20 protein-coding genes are annotated in these 21,769 nt (G+C 65.0%); 14 read left to right on the forward strand and 6 right to left on the reverse strand.

Annotated features, from left to right (window positions below):
- Nucleotides 1-49: 49 nt before the first annotated feature.
- The 3 genes from ACVJ5M_RS20485 to ACVJ5M_RS20495 form a co-directional block, all read right to left on the reverse strand.
- Complete coding sequence (locus tag ACVJ5M_RS20485; protein WP_063982626.1) at nt 50-298, reverse strand: GCG_CRPN prefix-to-repeats domain-containing protein; 249 nt, start codon at nt 296-298, stop codon at nt 50-52.
- A gap of 282 nt (nt 299-580) precedes the next feature.
- The gene (locus tag ACVJ5M_RS20490) at nt 581-1,591 is read right to left on the reverse strand and encodes an alpha/beta fold hydrolase (protein ID WP_354099950.1); all 1,011 of its coding nucleotides are present in this window, start codon (nt 1,589-1,591) and stop codon (nt 581-583) included.
- 196 nt (nt 1,592-1,787) lie between these two features.
- Nucleotides 1,788-2,486, reverse strand: a complete 699-nt coding sequence (locus ACVJ5M_RS20495; RefSeq protein WP_028154913.1) for a winged helix-turn-helix domain-containing protein — start codon at nt 2,484-2,486, stop codon at nt 1,788-1,790.
- Between the two features lie 149 nt (nt 2,487-2,635).
- Here ACVJ5M_RS20495 and ACVJ5M_RS20500 point away from each other — a divergent pair, with 149 nt between their 5' ends.
- The 3 genes from ACVJ5M_RS20500 (at nt 2,636) to ACVJ5M_RS20510 (ending at nt 4,200) form a co-directional block, all read left to right on the forward strand.
- Nucleotides 2,636-2,944 (forward strand): NIPSNAP family protein, encoded by a 309-nt coding sequence (locus tag ACVJ5M_RS20500; protein WP_028151164.1) that lies wholly within the window; start codon nt 2,636-2,638, stop codon nt 2,942-2,944.
- A 24-nt stretch (nt 2,945-2,968) separates the two neighbouring features.
- Complete coding sequence (locus tag ACVJ5M_RS20505) at nt 2,969-3,319, forward strand: antibiotic biosynthesis monooxygenase family protein (RefSeq protein WP_018456489.1); 351 nt, start codon at nt 2,969-2,971, stop codon at nt 3,317-3,319.
- A gap of 71 nt (nt 3,320-3,390) precedes the next feature.
- Complete coding sequence (locus ACVJ5M_RS20510; RefSeq protein ID WP_354099951.1) at nt 3,391-4,200, forward strand: isocitrate lyase/PEP mutase family protein; 810 nt, start codon at nt 3,391-3,393, stop codon at nt 4,198-4,200.
- A 162-nt stretch (nt 4,201-4,362) separates the two neighbouring features.
- On the opposite strand, the gene ACVJ5M_RS20515 is transcribed toward ACVJ5M_RS20510, so the two are convergent.
- On the reverse strand, nt 4,363-4,758 hold the full coding sequence (locus ACVJ5M_RS20515) for a hypothetical protein (RefSeq protein ID WP_063982629.1): 396 nt from the start codon (nt 4,756-4,758) through the stop codon (nt 4,363-4,365).
- Nucleotides 4,759-4,925: 167 nt separating this feature from the next.
- Between ACVJ5M_RS20515 and ACVJ5M_RS20520 the strand changes: the two genes are divergently transcribed.
- Nucleotides 4,926-5,570 (forward strand): trimeric intracellular cation channel family protein, encoded by a 645-nt coding sequence (locus ACVJ5M_RS20520; protein WP_354099952.1) that lies wholly within the window; start codon nt 4,926-4,928, stop codon nt 5,568-5,570.
- A 161-nt stretch (nt 5,571-5,731) separates the two neighbouring features.
- Here the strand turns inward: ACVJ5M_RS20520 and ACVJ5M_RS20525 are convergent, their stop codons facing one another.
- On the reverse strand, nt 5,732-6,940 hold the full coding sequence (locus ACVJ5M_RS20525) for a c-type cytochrome (protein ID WP_354099953.1): 1,209 nt from the start codon (nt 6,938-6,940) through the stop codon (nt 5,732-5,734).
- Nucleotides 6,941-7,212: 272 nt separating this feature from the next.
- Here ACVJ5M_RS20525 and ACVJ5M_RS20530 point away from each other — a divergent pair, with 272 nt between their 5' ends.
- From ACVJ5M_RS20530 to ACVJ5M_RS20570, 9 genes are all read left to right on the forward strand, one after another.
- Nucleotides 7,213-10,704 (forward strand): indolepyruvate ferredoxin oxidoreductase family protein, encoded by a 3,492-nt coding sequence (locus ACVJ5M_RS20530; RefSeq protein WP_354099954.1) that lies wholly within the window; start codon nt 7,213-7,215, stop codon nt 10,702-10,704.
- 495 nt (nt 10,705-11,199) lie between these two features.
- Nucleotides 11,200-12,357 (forward strand): thiolase domain-containing protein, encoded by a 1,158-nt coding sequence (locus ACVJ5M_RS20535; protein ID WP_354099955.1) that lies wholly within the window; start codon nt 11,200-11,202, stop codon nt 12,355-12,357.
- Nucleotides 12,357-12,746: a Zn-ribbon domain-containing OB-fold protein gene (locus ACVJ5M_RS20540; protein ID WP_135214949.1), complete on the forward strand. Its 390-nt coding sequence runs from the start codon at nt 12,357-12,359 to the stop codon at nt 12,744-12,746. Before ACVJ5M_RS20535 ends, ACVJ5M_RS20540 begins: the two co-directional genes overlap by 1 nt.
- A gap of 292 nt (nt 12,747-13,038) precedes the next feature.
- Nucleotides 13,039-13,899, forward strand: coding sequence for a MaoC family dehydratase (locus ACVJ5M_RS20545; RefSeq protein WP_354099956.1), 861 nt, complete (start codon nt 13,039-13,041; stop codon nt 13,897-13,899).
- Between the two features lie 194 nt (nt 13,900-14,093).
- Nucleotides 14,094-14,972 carry an SDR family oxidoreductase gene (locus ACVJ5M_RS20550; protein WP_354099957.1) on the forward strand — a complete coding sequence of 293 codons (879 nt, stop codon included), beginning with the start codon at nt 14,094-14,096 and terminating at the stop codon, nt 14,970-14,972.
- A 73-nt stretch (nt 14,973-15,045) separates the two neighbouring features.
- Nucleotides 15,046-15,999 carry a dihydrodipicolinate synthase family protein gene (locus tag ACVJ5M_RS20555; protein ID WP_354099958.1) on the forward strand — a complete coding sequence of 318 codons (954 nt, stop codon included), beginning with the start codon at nt 15,046-15,048 and terminating at the stop codon, nt 15,997-15,999.
- 4 nt (nt 16,000-16,003) lie between these two features.
- On the forward strand, nt 16,004-16,798 hold the full coding sequence (locus ACVJ5M_RS20560; RefSeq protein ID WP_354099959.1) for an NUDIX hydrolase: 795 nt from the start codon (nt 16,004-16,006) through the stop codon (nt 16,796-16,798).
- Between the two features lie 80 nt (nt 16,799-16,878).
- On the forward strand, nt 16,879-17,793 hold the full coding sequence (locus tag ACVJ5M_RS20565; protein ID WP_354099960.1) for a DMT family transporter: 915 nt from the start codon (nt 16,879-16,881) through the stop codon (nt 17,791-17,793).
- Between the two features lie 124 nt (nt 17,794-17,917).
- Nucleotides 17,918-20,605, forward strand: coding sequence for a PAS domain S-box protein (locus ACVJ5M_RS20570; protein ID WP_283016825.1), 2,688 nt, complete (start codon nt 17,918-17,920; stop codon nt 20,603-20,605).
- 8 nt (nt 20,606-20,613) lie between these two features.
- Here ACVJ5M_RS20570 and ACVJ5M_RS20575 read toward each other — a convergent pair whose 3' ends face one another.
- The gene (locus tag ACVJ5M_RS20575; RefSeq protein ID WP_063986297.1) at nt 20,614-20,967 is read right to left on the reverse strand and encodes a GrlR family regulatory protein; all 354 of its coding nucleotides are present in this window, start codon (nt 20,965-20,967) and stop codon (nt 20,614-20,616) included.
- 260 nt (nt 20,968-21,227) lie between these two features.
- Between ACVJ5M_RS20575 and ACVJ5M_RS20580 the strand changes: the two genes are divergently transcribed.
- Nucleotides 21,228-21,722, forward strand: coding sequence for a hypothetical protein (locus tag ACVJ5M_RS20580; RefSeq protein WP_085405488.1), 495 nt, complete (start codon nt 21,228-21,230; stop codon nt 21,720-21,722).
- Nucleotides 21,723-21,769: the final 47 nt, after the last annotated feature.

Genomic DNA, 21,769 nt, shown 5'->3' on the forward strand with positions numbered 1-21,769 from the left:
CCGCGCAGGCTTTTGCCGCACGGCCATCTCGCAATACGAAAAGGTCAGATCAGATCGGGCGGCAGCGGCCACCCCACCAACGGAAGCCGTACGGGCAGACGCGGGCGCGGGGCACGACGACGACCGGCGGGGCAACCACCACCGGGCCGGGCCGCACAACGACCGCACCGCGCATCGGGCGGCAGCCGCCATAGGCGCCGCGGTACCAGCCGGGGCCGCAGCCACCGGCGGCGCTGGCCGCTTCGCTGAAACCGACGACCGCGCTGGCGAGCATGACGGCGGCAAACAGGTATTTCATGTGAACTTCCTCTTGTCCTTGGGCAGGTTTTTGGGGCGCTTGCGGCGCACAATGAATCAAAAGACACGATTCGACACGTTAAATTTGGGCACGTGCCGACACGTCGCGATCCAAACCTGCCAATCATGACCTGAATGCGGCATGAACATTCTCCGCATGCGGCTTCCGGCGACAGCAATGGCGCTGGAGCGCCGTCCCGATGGAATCGGAACGGGGCTCCATGTTTTTTGTTTTGTCGCGTTTTCTTGACGCGAACCGGTATCCACTTCGCTCGAAAACGCTCTAGCGACCGAGAAAGCCCAGCACCAATTCCTTGTACTTCTCCGGCGCCTCCAGGAAGACGAGGTGGCCGGTGTCCGGGATCACTTCGGCCCGCGCGTTCGGCATCTTGGCCGCAAGCGCTTTCGCGAGCTCCGCGTTCTGGCCCATTTTCGCGCGCAATGCCTCCGGCGCGTTCGGACGGCCCGGCGCGTTGTGATCGTCGGCGCCCATGATGAACAGCGTCGGCTCTGTGATCAACGCGACCTCGTGCGCGACCGGCTCGCGATAGATCATCTGGCCGGAGCTGACGTAGGCGCGCAGCCAGCGCGGATAATCGGGACTGCCTTTGATGTTGAAGCGGGCGTCGACGAACGGCGTGATCGCGTCGCCCGGCAGCTTGATCGCGTAATTGGTCTGGAGCTGCTTGCGATAGCCGTCGGGTGTGAGCTTGTCCTCGCTCTCGATGATCTTCTCGGTCGGCGTCGGCGGCACATAGAGACGGTAGTCTTCCAGCCCGATCGGTGCGGTCAGCACGAGATGGGCGACGCGGTCCGGATAGGCGCGGGCGATGCGCACGCCCAGCATGCCGCCGAGCGAATGCGCGACGACCTCGGCTTTGTCGATCTTGAGATGATCGAGCAACGCAATGGTGTTGCGCGCCAGATTGTCGAAGTGCAATTCGCCGGTCGGCTTCGAAGATTTGCCGAAGCCGATCTGGTCCGGCACCACGACGCGGAAGCCTGCCTCGCTCAGCATCTTGATGACGGGCGCCCAGTAGCTCGACGGAAAATTGCGCCCGTGCAGCAGCACGACGGTGCGGCCGTTCGGCCGCTCTGGCGCAACGTCCATATAAGCCATGCTGAGCTGCTCGCCGTCATTGATGACAGGCAGCAGATGCACGGGATACGGATAGGCGAAGCCTTCGAGCGCGATGCCGTAGGGCTCGCGCGGGGCGGCGTCGGCGGCGTGGGCGGACGTGAAGGGGGAAGCGAGGAGGGCGGCGGCAAGCGCGACCGGGAGGAGGCGGTTCATGAAGATCTCGTAATTGGAGCCGTCATTCCGGGGGCACGTCGAACACGCGAACCCGGAATCTTGAAGTTCCAGGTTCGATGCTTCGCATCGCCTCGGAACGATACTGCGCTTAAAGCGATGGATGGCCCGGTCAAGCCCGGCCATGACGGAAGCCGTGGTTCACACGCAAACGTGCGATCTCACGCACCTGGCGTGATCAATCCTTCCCGGTCCCGAACAGCGTCGCAAACTGCTTCTCGCCGGTGCGGGTGAAGTTCACCACGCGGCTGCCGGGCGTGGCGTCGCGCGCGGCCCATTTCAGCTCGGCGAACCGCTGCATCATGGCGGCGCCCAGCGTGCCGGCGAGATGGTGGCGCCGCTCGCTCCAGTCCAGGCAGGCCTTGCACACCGGACGGCGCGGATGGGTGAGCATGTCGGGCGAGATCTGCAAATGCTTTGCGAGAAACCGCTCGCCCTCGGCCGTCAGCTCGATGTCCTGCTTCTTCTGCCTGACCAGGTTTCGCGTGCGCAGGCTGTCGAGCATCTGCACGCCGAGATCGCCGGCGAGGTGGTCGTAGCAGATCCGCGCGCGCCGCAGCGCCGGATCCTTCGGCCCTGTGCGCACGCGCATGTGGCCGGTCCGCGCGGCAAGTCCCGCAAGGCCTTCGAGCACGCCGGCGACGTCATCGTCGGTGAGGCGGTAGTAGCGGTGGCGGCCCTGCTTCTCCGGCTCGATCAGCCCGCCGGCCTCGAGCTTGGCCAGATGCGAGCTCGCGGTCTGCGGCGTGATGCCGGCCTCCTGCGCGAGCTCGCTCGCCGTCAGCGCGCGCCCGTTCATCAGCGCGGTGAGCATGTTGGCGCGGGCGGGGTCGCCGACCAGCGAGGCAATCATGGCGATGTCAGGACCTGATTTCATGCTTCGATGGTAGCCGAAGCATTGCGGTGGAGCAAGGACGTAGTCTGTTTCTGCGAACACGTCATTGCGAACGAAGCGAAGCAATCCAGTTGCTTCAGCGGCGACGGTGTTACTCGCGCTTGCCGCAATGAAAAATCAAGGAGCTCACCATGTCCGTCACCGTCTTCATCCGCTACCAGCTCGATCCCTTCAAGCGCGCGCAGTTCGAGGAGTATTCGAAGCGCTGGCTCACCATCATCCCGAAATGCGGCGGCGACCTGATCGGCTATTTCATGCCGCATGAGGGCACCAACAACATCGCGTTTGCGCTGATCACCTTCGAGAGTCTGGCCGCCTATGAGGCCTATCGCGCCCGGCTGCGGCAGGACGCAGACGGCATGGCCAATTTCCATTTCGCCGAGGAGAACAAATTCATCCTCGCGGAAGAGCGCACCTTCCTGCGCAAGGTGGTATTGTAGACCGCCAACGCAAAGGAGACGCCCATGATTGCCGTGATTTTCGAAGTCTGGCCCAAGCCGGAACATCGCCAGGACTACTTCGACCTCGCGGCCGACCTGAAGCCGATCCTGCAAACCATCGATGGCTTTATCTCGGTCGAGCGCTTTGAAAGCCTGACCGAGAAGGGCAAGATCCTGTCGGTGTCGTTCTGGCGGGACGAGGCAGCAGTCCAGGCCTGGCGCAATACGATGGAGCACCGGCGCACGCAGGCGAAGGGCAGGGCGAAGATCTTTGCCGATTATCACCTGCGCATCGCCAGCGTCATCCGCGACTACAGCATGAATGATCGCGAGCAGGCGCCGAAGGACAGCCGCGCCGTGCACGACGCGCACTAGCTTTTGCGGGCGCGCACTGGCGCTGCCCAGTGCGCGCGCTTATGTCTGCGCGGCCAACAAGGGAGAGAAACATGCATGTGACAACCGCTGACAAGCGCGCGACGTTCAAGACGATGCACGAGAGCGGCTGCTTCATCCTGCCCAATCCGGTCGACGTCGGCAGCGCCAAGGCGTTGCAGCATCTCGGTTTCAAGGCACTGGCCTCATCGAGCGCGGGCTTTGCCTGGACCATCGGCAAGGCCGACAACCACGTCACGGTCGACGACGTCTGTCAGCATCTGGCAGCATTGTGCTCGGCCGTCGACATCCCCGTGAATGCGGATTTCGAGGGCGGATTTGCGGTCGAGCCGGACAAGGTCGCGGACAATGTCGAGCGCGGTGTGCGCACCGGCGTCGCCGGCCTCTCGATCGAGGATTCCACCGGCGACAAGGACAAGCCGCTCTACGAGCGCGCGCTCGCGGTCGAGCGCATCAAGGCCTCGCGCAAGGCGATCGGCGACAGCGGCACGCTGCTGGTCGGCCGCTGCGAGGCGTATCTGTGGGGCGTGACCGACCTCAAGCTCGTCATCGACCGGCTCACGGCCTATGCGGACGCAGGCGCCGACTGCCTCTACGCGCCGGGCCTGAAGACGCGCGAGGACATCGCCGCCGTGGTGAAGGCTGTCGCACCAAAGCCGTTCAACCTGCTGATCGGCGCGTCCGGCCTGTCCTTGCAGGAGGCCGCTGATCTCGGCGTGCGCCGCATCAGCGTCGGCGGCTCGCTCGCCCGCGCCGCCTGGGGCGGCTTCATGCGCGCCGCGAAGGAGATGGCGGAGAAGGGGACCTTTGCGGAGCTCGGCACCGGCTATTCCGGCGGCGAACTCAACAAGATGTTCAGCTAAACGAAAAGCGGCGGGATGTGAGGTCCCGCCGCTCTCTCATCCTCTCGGTGTCATGCCCCGCGCAAGCGGGGCATCCAGTACGCCGCGGCCTCACGATTCAATCTCCGCCGCTGGTGGAATACTGGGTCGCCCGGTCAAGCCGGGCGACGACAGCTGTTGTCGTTACTTCGCGCCCTCGGACGGGGCGGCCGGATCAGGCGCCGCCGGCTTGCTCGGGGCAGCACCCGTGGTCACGCCGGGTCCCGTGTTGTTGCGCGGCGTCACGTCACGCATGCCGGGAGGCGCGGCCGGATTCGCAGGCGGAGCCTGCTGGGCGGTCTGCGTCGCCGGCGTGTTGCTGGCCTGGTTGCCGGTGCTCGTGTTGTTCAGTCCGTAGAACACGGCACCCAGTACCAAGGCGATCGCCACTGCGAACAAGGCTACCTTGCCGCTGGAGGCGGGGCCTTCGCCAAGCTCGGGATCGACCTGAAGCTCGGCATCCCGTCGCGCCGCACGGACATACTCATCATCGGCGAGATTCGGGCGATACGGATCGTTGGGAAAACGGTCGTCAGCCATCGATTTTGTCTCCTCGATTATTGCGGCTGGACAACCCCTAGATGCGAGATTCTGTTCCGCCCTCCTTAGTGCTTTCGTCGCATGTTGCCCTTGCGCGAGGAATCGGGAACCTGTTCATTTTGGAACAGTTGCGCGTCGGTTCCATCGAAGGGGAAGGGAACGAGGCGATGTGGAGCTTGCCGCCAAGCGATAGCGTGCTGCATCTGTTGTCGCTGGTCGCGGTGGCAGCGCAAGGCATGACCGCCGCGCTCGCGGCCGGCCGCCGGAGCATGGACTGGCTCGGCGTCTGCTTCCTCGGCTGTATCACCGCGCTCGGCGGCGGCACCTTGCGCGATCTCTTCCTCGGGCACTATCCGCTGGCCTGGGTCGCTCATCCCATCTATCTCGCGCTGGCCGGCGGCGCCGCCTTCCTCACCATTCTGATCGCGCGGCTCGTGCACCGGCTGAAGGTGGCCTTCATCGTGCTCGATGCCATCGGTCTCGTCGTCTTCACCATGGCCGGCTGCGACATCGCCTGGCAGACGAACGCCGCGCTGCCGATCGTCATCGTCTCCGGCATGGTGACCGGCTGCGCGGGCGGGGTGCTGCGCGACGTGCTCTGCAACGACGTGCCGCTGCTGTTCCGCTCCGAGCTCTACGCGACCGTTTCCGTGGCGACCGGCCTGTTCTACGCCACCGCCTTCGGCCTCAATCTCAACGCGGAGCTCTGGACCATTTTGACGTTTATCCTCGGCGTCAGCTTCCGCCTGCTCGCGGTGCGCTACAAATGGGAGATGCCGAAATTCGTGTTCACGGAAGGTGAGGAGCGGTAGGGCTTACTTCGCCTTTCGTAGAGTTTGAGCGCTATCGCATCCACGGCGTCATGGCCGGGCCTGTCCCGGCCATCCACGACCTTTGCCACGGCACGAAATAACGTGGATGCCCGGGACAAGCCCGGGCATGACGACCTCTGGTGAATACTGAGGAGCGTGAACTACTGCTCCTTCCGCGCCTTCGCCACCTGCGCCGTGGTCACCAGCGGCGCGGCGTTGCCCCAGGAATTGCGGATGTAGTTCGTCACTGCGGCGATCTCTTCGTCGGACAATTGCTTGGCATAGCCCGGCATCTCGCCGCTGTTGGGCGCGCGTGGCGTCGTCACGGTGTGGGCGCCGTCGAGGATGATGCGCAAGCTGGAGGACGGATTGACCGATTGCAGAAGCGCGTTGCCGGGCAGCGGCGGATAGATGCGCGGCGCGCCGGAGCCGTCGGCTTCATGGCACGCGATGCAAAGTTTTGCGTAGACGGCCTGACCGGCCTTCATCTCGGCATCGTCGGGCGGCGTCACGATCGTCTCGCGCCGCGACGGCGGCAGGCTCTTCAGATATTCCGCGATGGCGCGCACATCGGCATCGCTCATCTTCGAGGTCGAGCCGACGACCACCTCGGCCATCAGCCCGCCGGCATGGCTTTTGACGTTTCGCCCGCTTTGCAGATATTCGGTGATGTCTTCGACGCTCCATGACTTCAGCCCGGTGCGCGCGGCGCCATCGAGCCTTGGTGCGTACCAGCCGCCGACCTCGTTGCCCGACAGCGCCTGCGCCGTTTTGTCCGCGCCGAAATAGTTCTTCGGTGTGTGGCAGGCGCCGCAATGGCCGAGCCCGGTGACGAGATAGCCGCCTCTGTTCCACGCCGCGCTCTGGCTCTGGTCCGGCTCGAACAGGCCGGGCTTGAAATACATGGCGTTCCAGACCCGCATCAGGCCGCGATAGCCGAACGGCCAGCGCAGCTCCGGCGGCTTGTTGCGGCTCGCCACGGGCGCCAGCGTTCCGAGATAGGCCCGGATCGCCAGCGTGTCGTCCTTCGTCACCTTCGTGAAATAGGGATAGGGGAAGGCCGGGTAATAGTTCGAGCCGTCGGGCGCGATGCCGGTGCGCACCGCGCGGGTGAAATCGGCGTCGGTCCAGGCGCCGATCCCGGTGTCACGATCCGGCGTCAGGTTCGGCGCGTAGATCGCGCCGAAGGGCGTATCGATGCGCTTTCCGCCAGCGAATGGCTTTGCCGGATCGGTGGTGTGGCAGCCCGCGCAGTCGCCGGCCTCGACCAGCGCCTTGCCATAGGCGATCAGCTCCGGCGATGGCTCGGCGGCGCGGGCCGCGCTCGCAACTGCACTGCACAATGCGACAACAGCCAGAATCATTCGCATCGAAAGCTTCCCCTGCGACCAATCGCCCGGATAGGAGCCTCACGTCGTTTCGCGTCGGTGGGGGTATGGTGACACAAATTGAAAATGCTTGATGCCTTTGCAGCCACGAAATTGCGATTATTACCCGGCGCTTCCTTTGGTCCAGATTTGTGATGCGGAGCGTTAAATATCCGACATAGAGTGGCGGAGTTGGTCGGCGCGCCCTAGCTAAAAACAACGGGCAGGCAACGGCTTAAGTGGCCAAACGCTCAAACGGGCGGAAGAGGACAAGAATGGGTATCAACCAGGGTCCGATCAGTCTCGACCAGAAATACACCCAGGAAACCGGACACGTCTTCACCACGGGCATCCAGGCCCTGGTCCGGTTGCCGATGGCCCAGATCCGGCGCGACCGCGCCAACGGCCTCAACACCGCGGGCTTCATCTCTGGCTATCGCGGCTCGCCGCTCGGCGGCTATGACCAGCAGCTCTTCGCGGCGCGAAAGCATCTCGAGCAGTACAACATCAAGTTCCAGCCCGGCGTGAACGAGGATTTGGCGGCGACCGCGGTGTGGGGCTCGCAGCAGCTCAACCTCTCGCCCGGCGCCAAATATGATGGCGTCGTCGGCATCTGGTACGGCAAGGGCCCCGGCGTCGACCGCTGCGGCGACGTGTTCCGCCACGGCAATGCCGCCGGCTCGGCCAAGAACGGCGGTGTGCTGTGTCTGGCCGGCGACGACCACGGTGCAAAATCCTCCACTGTTCCGCATCAGTCCGACCACGCCTTCATGTCGGCTTTGATGCCGTATCTCTATCCCTCCAGCATCCACGAAATGATCGAGATGGGCCTGCTCGGCATCGCGATGTCGCGCTATTCGGGCTGCTGGGTCGGCATGAAGGTGATCACGGAGACGGTGGAGACCACCGCCGAGATCGACCTCACCGACGAGATGAAGCCGTTCATCATCCCGCCCGATTTCGAGCTGCCGCCCGGCGGCCTCAATCTGCGCTGGCCCGACGACCGCTTCGAGCAGGACCGCCGCCTCCAGGACTACAAGGGCTTTGCCGCGATCGCCTTTGCGCGCGCCAACAAGGTCAACCGCGTCACCATGGATTCGCCGAACGCCCGTTTCGGCATCATGGCGTCGGGCAAGAGCTATGAGGACGTTCGCCAGGCGCTGCGCGAGCTCGGGATCACCGAGGAGGTCGCCGCCAAGATCGGGCTTCGCCTCTACAAGATCGGCATGCCCTGGCCGCTGGAGCCGGAAGGCGTACGCCAGTTTGCGGTCGGCCTCGAAGAGATATTCATCATCGAGGAACGGCGCGAGATCGTCGAGAACCAGGTCAAGCAGGAGCTGTTCAATTGGCGCGACGACGTGCGCCCTCGCATCGTCGGCAAGATGGACGAGCACGACAAGCGCTTCCTGACCTTCGCTGCCGAGCTCAGCGTTGCCTCGCTTGCGACCTCGCTCACCGAGCGGCTTCTCCGCCTTAATCTCAACCCCGAGATCGCGGAGATGCTCCGCGCCAAGGCCGACTGGTTCAACGGCCGCCAGGCCACGCAAATGCAGGCGACGGCGCCTGTCTCTCGCGTACCGTATTTCTGCTCCGGCTGTCCCCACAACACGTCCACCAAGGTCCCCGAAGGCAGCCGCGCGCTCGCCGGCATCGGCTGCCACTTCATGGCGCTGTGGATGGATCGCTCGACCGAGACGTTCACGCATATGGGCGGCGAGGGCGTGCCGTGGGTCGGCATCGCGCCCTTCACCAACGAGAACCACATCTTCGCCAATCTCGGCGACGGCACCTACTTCCACTCCGGCCTTCTCGCCATCCGGCAGGCGGTCGCCTCCAAGACCAACATCACCTACAAGATCCTCTACAACGATGCCGTCGCGATGACGGGTGGCCAGCGCCATGACGGCGATCTCTCGCCGCAGCAGATCACGTTCCAGCTCCACGCCGAAGGCATCCGCGAGATCTACCTGGTCTCGGAGGCGCCCGACACCTATCCAGCCGACACCATCGCGCCCGGCGTGAAGCTGTATCACCGCGACGAACTCGACAACGTCATGAAGATGTGCCGCGAGTACAAGGGCACCTCGGCGATCGTCTTCGTGCAGACCTGCGCGGCCGAAAAGCGACGCCGCCGCAAGCGCGGCCTGATGGAGGATCCGGCGCGCCGCGTCATGATCAACCCGGCGGTCTGCGAAGGCTGCGGCGACTGCTCGGTGCAGTCGAACTGCATCTCGGTCGAGCCCTTGGAGACCGAGTTCGGCCGCAAGCGCGCCATCAACCAGTCGTCCTGCAACAAGGACTATTCCTGCGTGAAGGGCTTCTGCCCGTCCTTCGTCACCGTCGACGGCGGCAAGCCGCGCCATCGTGCGCCGGCCGATCTCGGTGACATCGGCGAGCTGCCGGAGCCCGCGTCTCGGCCGACGGTGGACAAGCCCTATAACATCGCAGTCGGCGGTGTCGGCGGCACCGGTGTCCTCACGATCGGCGCGCTGCTCGGCATGGCCGCTCATATCGAGGGCAAGGCCTCGATGATCCTCGACATGTCGGGCCTGGCGCAGAAGGGCGGGGCGGTGCTCAGTCACGTCCGTCTGTCGGATCATCCGGCCGAGGTGACCTGCTCGCGCATCGTCACTGGTACGGCGGATCTCGTGCTCGCCGCCGACGAGGTGGTCGCGGTCGCCAAGGACACGATCTCGCTCTGCGACACCAGCCGCACCCGCGGCATCATCAACAGCCACGTCATTCCGACCGCCGACTTCGTCCTCAACCGCGACTTCAACTTCCAGACCCGCAAGCTGAACGGGCTCCTGGAAACGGCGCTGCACAAGGACTCGGTGTTCTTCGACTTCACCAAGCCGGCCGAGCAGTTGCTTGGCGACAGCATCGCCACCAACATGATGATGATGGGGTATGCCTATCAGAAAGGCCTGTTCCCGCTGTCGGCAGAATCGATCGAGCAGGCGATCGAGGTCAACGGCGTGGCGATCAAGATGAACAAGGAGGCCTTCCGCCTCGGCCGCCTCGCGGTCGCCGATCCCCAGCGCCTCGCCGACATGTTGAAGGGGACTGACGAGGTGGTTGCGCCGAAGACGCTCGACGCAATGACGCTGGATGAGGTCGTCGCGCACCGCGCCAAGCACCTGACCGCGTACCAGAGCGGCCGCCTGGCAAAACGCTATCACAAGCTGGTCGATCAGGTTCGCGATGCCGCCAAGCAGGGCGGTTATGACGATGCGCTGCCGCGCGCGGTCGCGGTGAACTACGCCAAGCTCCTGGCCTACAAGGACGAATACGAGGTTGCGCGCCTCTACACCGACGGTGCTTTCGAGCAGCAGCTCCGCGACCAGTTCGAGGGCGACTTCAAGTTCAACTTCAACCTTGCCCCGCCGATCCTCAGCCGTGGTGTCGACGCGCTCGGACGCCCGAAGAAGCGCGCCTTCGGCCCGTGGATGCTGAAGGTCTTCCGCGTGCTGGCGAAATTCAAGTTCCTGCGCGGCACGCCGCTCGACATTTTCGGCCGCAGCGCCGACCGCAAGCTCGAGCGCGATCTGATCGTGGGCTACGAGAAGGACGTCGCCACCGTGCTCGGCCTGTTGTCGCCGCTCACGATCGACACCGCGGTCGAGCTGCTATCGCTGCCCGACCGCATCCGCGGCTACGGCCCGGTCAAGGAGAAGGCCGTCGCGGACGCGAAAGCCCGCTACGCCCAGCTCGCGGCCGACCTCGCGAGCCCGCCGCCCGCGCCAAGGCAGATCGCGGCGGAGTAGGGACGGAGCCCCAATCTCGTAGGGTGGGCAAAGGCGCAAAGCGCCGTGCCCACCATCGCACCACGACTGCAACGCAAGAGGTGGGCACGCTTCCGCCTTCGCTCTTCGAGCTACGGCGGACAAGTCGCTTTGCCGACCCTACGATTTCGTCTTTGAAATCAACCACCGTCCTACTGTGCATGGGGTTGTTTTCGCAAAAAAGAAAATCGCTTGTGCCGTCGGGCAAAACACCTTTAGGACTCTGGCCGTCATTGCGAGCGCAGCGAAGCAATCCAGAAATGCCTCCGCGGATAGACTCTGGATTGCTTCGCTGCGCTCGCAATGACGACGCGGTGGCAGAGTGGCCTTCCCGCCGCACTTCGAGATTGCGGTAGCCGGGAGTTGCGCCGACGCGCTGCCCTCTCGCCCGACGGAATATTTCCGCGCTTGCCAAGCTGGCCCCCGCGGTTCAGAAAAACGGAGCAAGAAGAAACGCGAGCGCGGAGACCTGACGTTTTGACCATCAAGGGCAAGGCCTACATTGCCGGGATCTACGAACACCCGACCCGGCATGCGCCGGACAAATCCACCGCCCAGCTCCATGCCGAGGTCGCCAAGGGGGCGATCGAGGACGCCGGGCTCTCCAAGGACGATGTCGACGGCTATTTCTGCGCCGGCGATGCCCCGGGCGGCGCCTGGCCGATGGTCGATTATCTCGGCCTGAACACCAAGAAACTCCGCCACGTCGATTCCACCGAGACCGGCGGCTGTTCCTACATCATCCATCTCGGCCATGCCGCTGAAGCCATCGCGGCCGGCAAGTGCTCGATCGCGCTGATCACGCTCGCCGGCAAACCGCGCACCGGGGTGATGCCGCCGCGCGCAGCCGGCGCGGAAGCCGATTTCGAGTCCGCTTACGGTGCGACCACGCACAATGCCTACGGCATGTGTGCCATGCGCCATATGCACGACTATGGCACCACCAGCGAGCAGCTCGCCTGGATCAAGGTCGCGGCCTCGCATCACGCGCAGTACAATCCGCATGCAATGCTCAAGGATGTCGTCACCGTCGAGGACGTCCTGAACTCGCCGATGATCTCCGATCCGCTGCATCGCATGGATTGCTGCGTCGTCTCCGACGGTGGCGGCGCGCTGATCGTGACGACGCCGGAGATTGCGAAGAGCCTGAAGAAGCCGCTGGTCAAGCTGATCGGCCATGGCGAGGCGATGAAGGGCCCGCGCGGCGGCAAGGATCTCGATCTCACTTACTCCGCCGGAATCTGGTCCGGCCCGCGCGCGTTCGAGGAAGCCGGTATCACGCCGAAGGACATCAAATACGCATCGATCTACGACAGCTTCACCATCACCGTGCTGATGCAGCTCGAAGACCTGGGCTTCTGCAAGAAGGGCGAGGGCGGCAAGTTCGTCGCCGACGGTAATCTGATCTCGGGCGTCGGCAAGCTGCCGCTCAACACCGACGGTGGCGGGCTCTGCAGCAACCATCCCGTCAATCGCGGCGGCATGACCAAGATCATTGAGGCCGTCAGGCAGCTGCGGGGCGAGGCGCATCCGAAGGTGCAGGTCAAGAATTGCGATCTCGCCATCGCCCACGGCACCGGCGGCCTTCTGGGCGTTCGCCACGCCGCCTCGACGGCCATTCTGGAGCGCGTGTGATGAGCGAAGCGAAAAAGTATCCGGCACCGGTCACGAACCCCGAGACCGCGGCGTTCTGGGACGCGGCCAAGCAGGGCAAGTTCATGATCAAGCGCTGCACCGCGTGCGGCGAAGCGCATTACTTCCCGCGCTCGATCTGCCCGTTCTGCTATTCGGACAAGACGGTGTGGGAGGAGAGTTCGGGTGAGGCCACGATCTACACCTGGAGCCTGATGCGCAAATCGCCGACCGGCCCCTATGCCATCGCCTATGTCACGCTGAAGGAAGGGCCGTCGCTTCAGACCAACATCGTCGACTGCGATCTCGAGAAGCTGAAGATCGGTCAGAAGGTGAAGGTGGTGTTCAAGCCGACGGATGGCGCGCCGCTGCCGTTCTTCACGCCGGTCTAGGGCGAAGCTGCGTAGGGTGGGTAGAGCGAAGCGAAACCCACCGACGTCGGCAATGATGGGTTTCGCTGCGCTCTACCCATCCTACGAGTTCTTCCTTCTCCCCTTGTGGGAGAAGGTGGCGCGAAGCGCCGGATGAGGGGTATCGCTCCGCGGAGAAAATTTTCCGTGCGGAGGCAACCCCTCACCCCAGTGAGTTTGTTGCGAGCACCTCGTGGCCCTCTCCCACAAGGGAGAGGGCACATTAACGAGCGCCGTTGCTCGCTGAGACGAATGCCGGGAGGAAACCAGAAAAATGTCCGCTAGATACGAAGAACTCAAAGGCCTGAAAAACATCGGCCAGAAATATGCCTACAGCGATCGCGAGGTCATGCTCTACGCCTATGGGATCGGCCTCGGCGCCGATCCGATGGACGAGAAGGAACTCGCCTTCGTCAATGAGGGCACGCTGACGCCGCGGCCGCTGAAGGTGGTGCCGACCTTTGCGTCCGTGGCGGCGTGGGGCTCTGGGCCGGGCGAAATGAATCTCAACCGCGTCATGGTGGTCGACGGCGAGCGCGACATCACCTTCCACCAGCCGCTGCCGGTCGCCGCGAACATCACCGCCGATTCCTCCGTGGTCGAGGTCTACGACAAGGGCAAGGACAAGGGCGTCGTCATCAGCCACCAGACCGTGCTCAAGAACGAGAAGGGCGAGAAACTGGCAACGCTGGTCGCCTCGCGCTTCGCCCGCGGTGACGGCGGCTTTGGCGGGCCGAACCTGACGCAGCCCGATCCGCACAAGATTCCGTCGCGCGCACCGGACAGGACCATCGACATCGTCACGCGTCCGGACCAGGCGCTGGTCTATCGCCTCTGCGGCGACCGCAACCCGCTGCACAGCGATCCCGAGTTCGCCAAGAAGGCCGGCTTCCCGCGCCCGATCCTGCACGGCATGTGCACCTACGGCATCACCTGCCGCGGTGTGCTCCAAACCTATGCCGATTACGACGCCTCTGCTTTCCGCCAGCACGTCGCGCGGTTCTCATCGCCGGTCTATCCCGGCGAGACCGTGACCATGGACCTCTGGAAGGACGGCAACACGATCTCGTTCGAAGCCAAGGTGAAGTCGCGCGGCGTCACCGTGATCAAGAACGGCAAGACGGTGCTGGGTTAGGCGGGCACCGGCGGTTCGCTCCCTCGCCCCGCTTGCGGGGAGAGGGTGGGGTGAGGGGGAGTCTCCTCGGGGACGGTGACAGTCGAGCACGCGGAGGCTCCCCCTCACCCTGAAATCAAGCTGCGCTTGATTTCAGGCCTCTCCCCGCAAGCGGGGAGAGGCGAAGGAAGAAACAAAAACAGGGAGAAGCCACCATGGGACTACTCGACGGCAAGGTTGCGCTGATTACCGGCGCGGGCGGAGGGCTCGGTGAGGCCTACGCAAAGCTGTTCGCGCGGGAAGGGGCGTCCGTCGTCGTCAACGATCTCGGCGGCCCCCGTGACGGCTCTGGCGCCGACAAGTCGATGGCGCAGCTCGTGGTAGACGCGATCAAGGCCGACGGCGGCAAGGCGGTCGCCAACGGCGCAGACATCTCGACCATGGAGGGCGGCCAGTCGGTGTTCGACGACGCCATCAAGCATTTCGGCCGCGCCGATATCCTCGTCAATAATGCCGGCATCTTGCGCGACCAGACCTTCGCGAAGGCGTCCGAATCCGACTGGGACAAGGTGATCAAGGTGCACCTGAAGGGTACCTTTTGTTGCACCATGCCGGTGTTTCGCTGGATGCGGGAAAACGGCGGTGGCGTCATCGTCAACACCTCCTCGACATCAGGGCTGATCGGCAATTTCGGTCAGACCAACTACGGCGCGGCCAAGGGCGGCATCTGGGGCCTGTCCAACGTGCTGGCGATCGAGGGCCGGAAGTACAACATCCGGATCTGGACGCTGGCGCCGGGCGCGCTGACCCGCATGACCGCAGACCTGCCCCGCTATAAGGAGAACCCCGGTGCGGCGCTGGGGCCGGACGGCATCGCGCCGGCCGTGCTATACATGGTCAGCGACTTGTCGGGCGACCAGACCGGCAAGGTACTGGGTGTGTCCGGGCCCCGCGGCGTGCGCGAAATGCGGATGATGGAAATGGACGGCTGGAAACCGCCGCACTCGGGCTGGAACGCCCAGGACATCGTCGATCATGCCAAGGAGATCTTCTTCTCCGAGGAGCAGATCAAGATGGGGGCGCGGCGGTTTTAGCCACACTGTCATTCCGGGACGCGACGACGTCGCGAGCCCGGAAAGACGATAGCCGATAGGATTGAGAGACCCGATGAAACTGACCGCCGACGCCAAGGGCACCTTCGCAATCGCGCCGACACCGTTCCACGATGACGGCCGGATCGACGAGCGCTCGATCGACCGCCTGACCGATTTCTACGAGGAGGTCGGCTGCGACGGCGTCACGGTGCTGGGCATCCTCGGTGAGGCGCCGAAGCTCGATGCCGCGGAGGCCGAGCAGGTGGCGGTGCGCTTCGTCAAGCGCGCCAAGAAGATGCAGGTGATCGTCGGCGTCTCCGCGCCGGGCTTTGCCATCATGCGCTCGCTGGCGAAGGCCTCGATGGATGCCGGCGCGGCCGGCGTGATGATCGCGCCGCCGCCGTCGCTCCGTACCGACGACCAGATCGTCGGCTACTATAAGCAGGCGGCGGAGGCGATCGGGCCCGATGTGCCCTGGGTGCTGCAGGATTATCCGCTGACGCTCTCGGTGATCTTCACCACTGCGGTGATCCGCAAGATCGTCACCGACAATCCGAATTGCGTGATGCTCAAGCACGAGGACTGGCCGGGCCTCGAAAAGATCTCGACGCTGCGCAACTTCCAGAAGGACGGCTCGCTCCGTCCGCTTTCGATCCTCTGCGGCAATGGTGGCCTGTTCCTCGATTTCGAGATGGAGCGCGGCGCCGACGGCGCCATGACCGGCTACGCTTTCCCGGAGCTCCTGATCGACGTCGTGCGCCTGTCGAAGGAGGGCAAGCGCGACGCCGCGCATGATCTGTTCGACGCGCATCTGCCGCTGATCCGCTACGAGCAGCAGCCGGGCGCGGGTCTGGCCGTGCGCAAATACGTGCTGCAGAAGCGCGGCATCATCTCGTCCAGCGCCCAGCGCAAGCCGGGCGCGACCATCACGCCGGCGGCCAAGGCGGAGGTCGATTACCTCCTGTCGCGCGTCGCCCGCGTCGACAAGCGCGCCAATCTTGGCCCGCAATCCAGCGCCGCAGGTTAGTTGAATGCCAGAGACATCAGCATCACGCCCGGCTTCGACCATCCTTCTGCTCCGTGACGGCGCAAAGGAAATTGAAGTCTTCATGATGGTCCGCCATCATCAGATCGAGTTCAACTCGGGCGCGCTGGTGTTTCCCGGCGGCAGTGTCGATGCCGGCGACAACGAGATCGTCGCCCGTGCCGACCTCTATTCGGGCGGCGAAGCCTTAAGTGAATCGGATCGCGGTTTTCGGATCGCCGCGATCCGCGAGACCTTTGAGGAGAGCGGCATCCTGCTGGCGCGGGCGAAGGGCGCGGGTACGCCGATCGATGCCAGGCGCGCCGGCGAGATCGCCGACAAGCATCGCGTCGCCCTCAACGAACACAAGATCAGCTTCCTGAGCATCTTGGCCGACAACGGCCTCCAGCTCGCGCTCGACACGCTCGTGCCCTACGCGCACTGGATCACGCCGGAGGGCATGCCGAAGCGGTTCGACACCTGGTTCTTCCTCGCGGCCGCACCGCCCGATCAGCTCGGCGCCCATGACGGCCGGGAGTCGACCGACTCGATCTGGGTGTCGCCGCGCGAGGCGGTGGAGGGCGGCGAGAGCGGCCGCTTCAAGCTGCCGTTCCCGACCACGCGCAACCTGATCCGGCTCGCCAAGCAGGGCAGCGTGGGCGCCGCGCTGGAGCACGCCCGCGGCATGTCGATCGTCACGGTGATGCCGGTCATGACCAAGACCGAAGGCGGCCGCCAGCTCCGCATTCCCCGCGAAGCCGGCTATGACGGCGAGGTCTTCGAGGTCGGGGCGGTCGGCTAGGATACTTCGACACCAAACGAAGTATTGGCGGCCACGGACGCGCTAGGTTCCGTCCATCGCGAATGGACGGGACGTGCAAAATGGATAAGGGACGGGACCCCAACATCGCCGTCGAGCTGGCGCTGCTGGTCGCGCTCGCAACGCTCTGGGGCGGCTCCTACACTTTCATCAAGCTCGGCGTCGCCACCATTCCGCCGATCACGCTGATCGCGGCGCGCACCACGATCGCCGGTCTGCTGCTGCTCGTCGTCATGTGGGCGCGCGGCATCAGGATGCCTACGGATGCCGCGACCTGGCAGCGCTTCGCGTTCCAGGCCGTGCTCAACAGCGTCATCCCCTGGACGCTGATCGCCTGGGGCGAGCGTCATGTCGACGCGTCGCTCGCGACCATCCTCAACTCGGCCGGGCCGATCTTCACCTTCCTGCTCACGGCCGTCGTCACGCGCCACGAGGTGACGACGCCGCGAAAACTGTTCGGCGTGGTCGCCGGCTTGGCGGGCATCCTGCTGATCGTCGGCGTTGACGCTTTCCACGACGTCGGCAGTGGCCTCGTCGCGGAGGCCGCCATCGTCGCCGCCACCATCTGCTACGCTTGCGCCGCGATCTTCGGCCGCAGCTTTAAAGGCCTCGATCCGATGGCACCAGCCGCGGGCTCGCTGCTTGCGGGTGCGGCGGCGCTGATCCCGGCCTCGCTGATCGTCGAACAGCCCTGGACGCTGTCGCCCTCGCCGAGTTCCGTGCTGGCGCTGCTCGCGCTGGCGACCTTCTCGACTGCGGCGGCGTTCGCGATCTACTTCCGCCTGATCCAGACGCTGGGCTCGGTCGGCACCACCGCGCAGGCCTATCTGCGCGTGCCCATCGGGGTCGCCATCAGCGTCGCCTTCCTCGGCGAAACCCTGAGCCAGACCGCCTGGATCGGGCTTGCCTGCGTCGTCCTCGGCGTCGCCGCCATGACGATCCCGGCCCGGCGGCCGGTCAGCGTCAAAACGTCATAATCAGGTGGGGAGAAGGGCGGCGGTCTCGCGATATTAAGGATATTCGGCAGCGCGAGGCATGTTCCCCCGGGGCCGCAAACCATCGTATATTGGGCCTCCAATAGCCCGGTCCTCAAAAGCCCCAATGTCCGCCGAATTGACGCCGACCCCTGAGAAAAAGCGAACATTCTCGCTCTCCATCGGCCAGCTCACCTTCGGCAGCTTCCTCCTGGTGCTGGCGGTGATCATCGTCACCTCGACCGCGAGCGTGATCGCGATCCGGCACATCGATACGACCTTCGCCGAGTTGCAGCGGCTCCAGAGCGTCGGCGACCTCGCCGAGGACATCGACCGCCGCATGAACGAGCTGCGGCTCGCCGCGCGCGACTTCGTCACAGATCCCGGCGCCGGCACCCAGTTCAAGCAGGTCGGCGAGGCGGCCTCGACACTGAACGACATCCTGAGGAAGACCCGCATCGAGCTCGCGCCCGAGCAGCAGGACATGATCGACGGGGTCACCGAGCGCCTTGCGACCTATCGCAATGGCCTCGAGCGGATCTCGACCCTGATCGACCGCCGCGCCCAGCTGCTCGCCGGCCTGCCGCCGCTGCGCGACCGGTTCGACGTGGCCGTCGGAGCCGCGGCGGACCGCGAGCTCGCCTCCCGCCTGTCGGAATCGCAGAGCCGGATCGCACTCGGGCTGCTCGCGCGCAACCCGTCCGCCGCCGAGCAGGCCGCGCAGGGGATGCGGGCGATGGACATCGCGGACGCCAGGCTGAAGACGGCCGTGAACGACTATGCCGAGGCCATCATCGCGGTGGCGGTCCGGGAGCGGCAGATCGCCGATATCGACCGCGAGGTGCTGGGCACCGAGGGCCGCCTGATCGGCCGCGTCACGGAACTCCTGCGCGAGGTCAGCGCCCGGCGCGGCCACGTGCTGTCGCGCGATTTCGCCCGTACGCTGACGGAGGCACGGTGGCAGAGCATCGTGTTCGGCACCATCGGCGTCTTGATCGGCATTCTCGCGGCCGGGTTCGTGGTGCGGCGGACCGTCCGGCCGCTTGCGAAGATCGCGAGATCCATCCGTGCGCTCGCAGCGGGCGAGAAGGACACCTCGATCCCGTCGGCCGACCTCGACAACGAGATCGGCGACATCGCGCGCGCGGCCGAAGTGTTCCGCCGCGCGTTGGAGGAGGCCGACACGGCGCGTGAGGCGGCGGTGCGGGCGCTCACCGAGCAGCGCCTCGCCGAAGAGAGCTACCGCAAACTGTTCGAGGGCTCGGTCGACGGCATCTATGTCACGACGCCGGCCGGCGATCTCCTCAACGCCAATCCGGCGCTGGCGCGGATGATGGGCTATGACAGCCCGCAGCAGCTCATCGACAGCATCAACGACATCGCCCACACCATCTATGTCCACCCCGAGGCGCGCGCCGAATACCAGCGGCTGATGGCGCGCGACGGCATCGTCCGCGAGTTCGAGTACCAGGTGCGCCAGCGCAGCGGCAATATCCTGTGGCTTTCCGACAGCGCCACGGGCGTGCGGGACGAGGCGGGCAACATCGTCCGCTACGAGGGCACGCTGCGCGACATCACCGACCAGAAGCGGGCGGAAGACGCGATCGCCGAAGGACGGCGCCTGCTCCAGCAGGTCATCGACACCGTGCCCGCGGTCATCAACGTCAAGGACCGCGAGCTGCGCTACGTGCTGATGAACCGCTACATGGCCGGCATCTTCGGCATCGAGCCCGCCGATGCGCTCGGCCGCACCACCGCGGATCTGATGTCGCGCTACGGTGCAGCCAAGACCGACGAGAACGACAAGCGGGTGCTCAGGCTTCGAAAAGGTCTCGGCTTCTACGAAGAGGAGTACAAGGATTCCTCCGGCAATATGCGGCAATGGCTGGTCAACAAGCTGCCGCTGCTCGATGCCGACGGCGAGATCGAGCGGATCGTCACCGTGGCGCTCGACATCGGCGAGCGCAAGCGCGGCGAGCAGGAGATGCGCAAAGCCAAGGAATCGGCCGAGACCGCGTTGCGAAACCTGCGCGAGACCCAGGCCTCGCTGATCGAGGCGGAGAAGCTCGCCGCGCTCGGACGGCTCGTCGCCGGCGTCGCCCACGAGGTCAACAATCCCGTCGGTATCAGCCTCACGGTCGCATCCGCGCTGGAGCGCAAGACCGCGATGTTCACCTCCGAAGTCGAGCGCGGCGAGCTCCGTCGCTCCACGCTCAACGACTTCCTCAACACCAGCCGCGATGCGTCCTCGCAGCTCGTCTCCAATCTGAACCGCGCGGCCGAACTGATCCAGTCGTTCAAGCAGGTCGCGGCCGACCGCAACTACTCGGACCAGCGCAGCTTCGATCTCGGCGACCTCACCGAGCAGGTGGTGATGAGCCTGCGGCCCGGCTTGCGCAAACACAATCTGACGCTCAACGTCGAGTGCCAGCCGAGCCTGACCATGAACAGCTATCCCGGCCCGTATGGCCAGGTGCTGACCAATCTGTTTCTCAATTCGGTGGCGCACGCCTTCCCGGACGGCCGGCCGGGGATCATCGACATCCAGGTGCGCGAGTCCGGCAAGGACAATGTCGAGATCATCTTCTCGGACAATGGCTGCGGCATGTCGCTCGACGTCCGCCGCCGCGCCTTCGATCCGTTCTTCACGACGCGGCGCGACCAGGGCGGCACCGGCCTCGGACTGCACATCGTCTACAGCATCGTCACCAATCGCCTCGGCGGGCGGCTCGATCTCGATTCCGAGCCGGGCGAGGGGACGCGCATCCAGATCATCCTGCCGCGTACCGCGCCGCTCGAGCAGGCTGCGGAATAGTCCCGCGCCTAATCAGCTTCCGCGAGCTTGTGCAGCGTGGCGCCGAAAATCAGGCTGGCCTTGCCGACGAGCGCTGTGCCCGTCATCTCCGCGCGGGTGTCCGTGTAGGTCCCGCTGACGCCGATGCCGACCGGGGCAGGGCCGCCGAACAGCGGATTGTCATCGCCCCGCGGTGAGGTGTGCCGTTGCACCAGCACCTCGCCTTTGAAGGTGTGGTCGTCCTTCACGACGTAGCTGCCGGTGTAATAGAGGTACGCATCGCCGCCAAGGATCTTGCCGTCGCGAAAAAGAATCACGCCGCTGCCCTTACCGACTCGACCGTCGAGCAGGTTCACGTGAATCGAATAGAGGCCGTTCTTCATCACGTCCCACAGGCCGGCCGCCATCGCCCAACGGCGTAACCGGTAGAGCTTTTATGCCAAAGCGCGTTCCCGCGCGCAACGCGGCAGTTTGCCGGGCGGCGGTGCGATCTTGCCGCCGCCAGCCGTAGTTGTCCCGGCTTGTCTATGACACCGCCATGACGGTCTGATCATGACGCGAGGCCAGTCGTTGCGAATCAAGTTGGCCCGCGAAATGCATAACCATTGTTGCACTGGCCGCGGGGTGCTGGAGCAAGACAAACGTGAGCAACTGGATCGATTCCGGCGGCGATGAGCCGCGTCTGTACAGTGTGCGTCCCACGATTTGCGAAACACAACGGCCGACCGGTGGTGCGCCACGCTGGCGAAGCATGGTGAGCCTCACTTGCGCCTTGGCTCTGATCGCGCTCGCAGCCCCCTCGGGGCATGCACGCGACCGCGGCCAGTTCGTCAACACCAATGCCGAATTGAAGGCGTGGTTCGACGGCCTGCGCAGCGGCAAGGGGCCTTGCTGTTCCGATGCCGACGGCTCGGCGCTCTCGGACACTGACTGGGAGAGCAAGGACGGACATTATCGTGTCCGCATCCCGCGCCTGGGCCACGTGCTCGACGGCCAGCAGCAGGAGCTCGTCTGGGTTGATGTGCCCGAAGAGGCCGTCATCTCGGAGCCGAACCGGGTCGGGCGCACCATGGTGTGGCCGATCTACGGCTACATGGGCGTCGCCATCCGCTGCTTTATGCCCGGCAGCATGAGCTAGCCGGGCGACAGCACGCCCGGCCTCTCGTCGACCTCAGATGCGGCGCC

The sequence above is a fragment of the Bradyrhizobium sp. S3.7.6 genome (assembly GCF_054061875.1).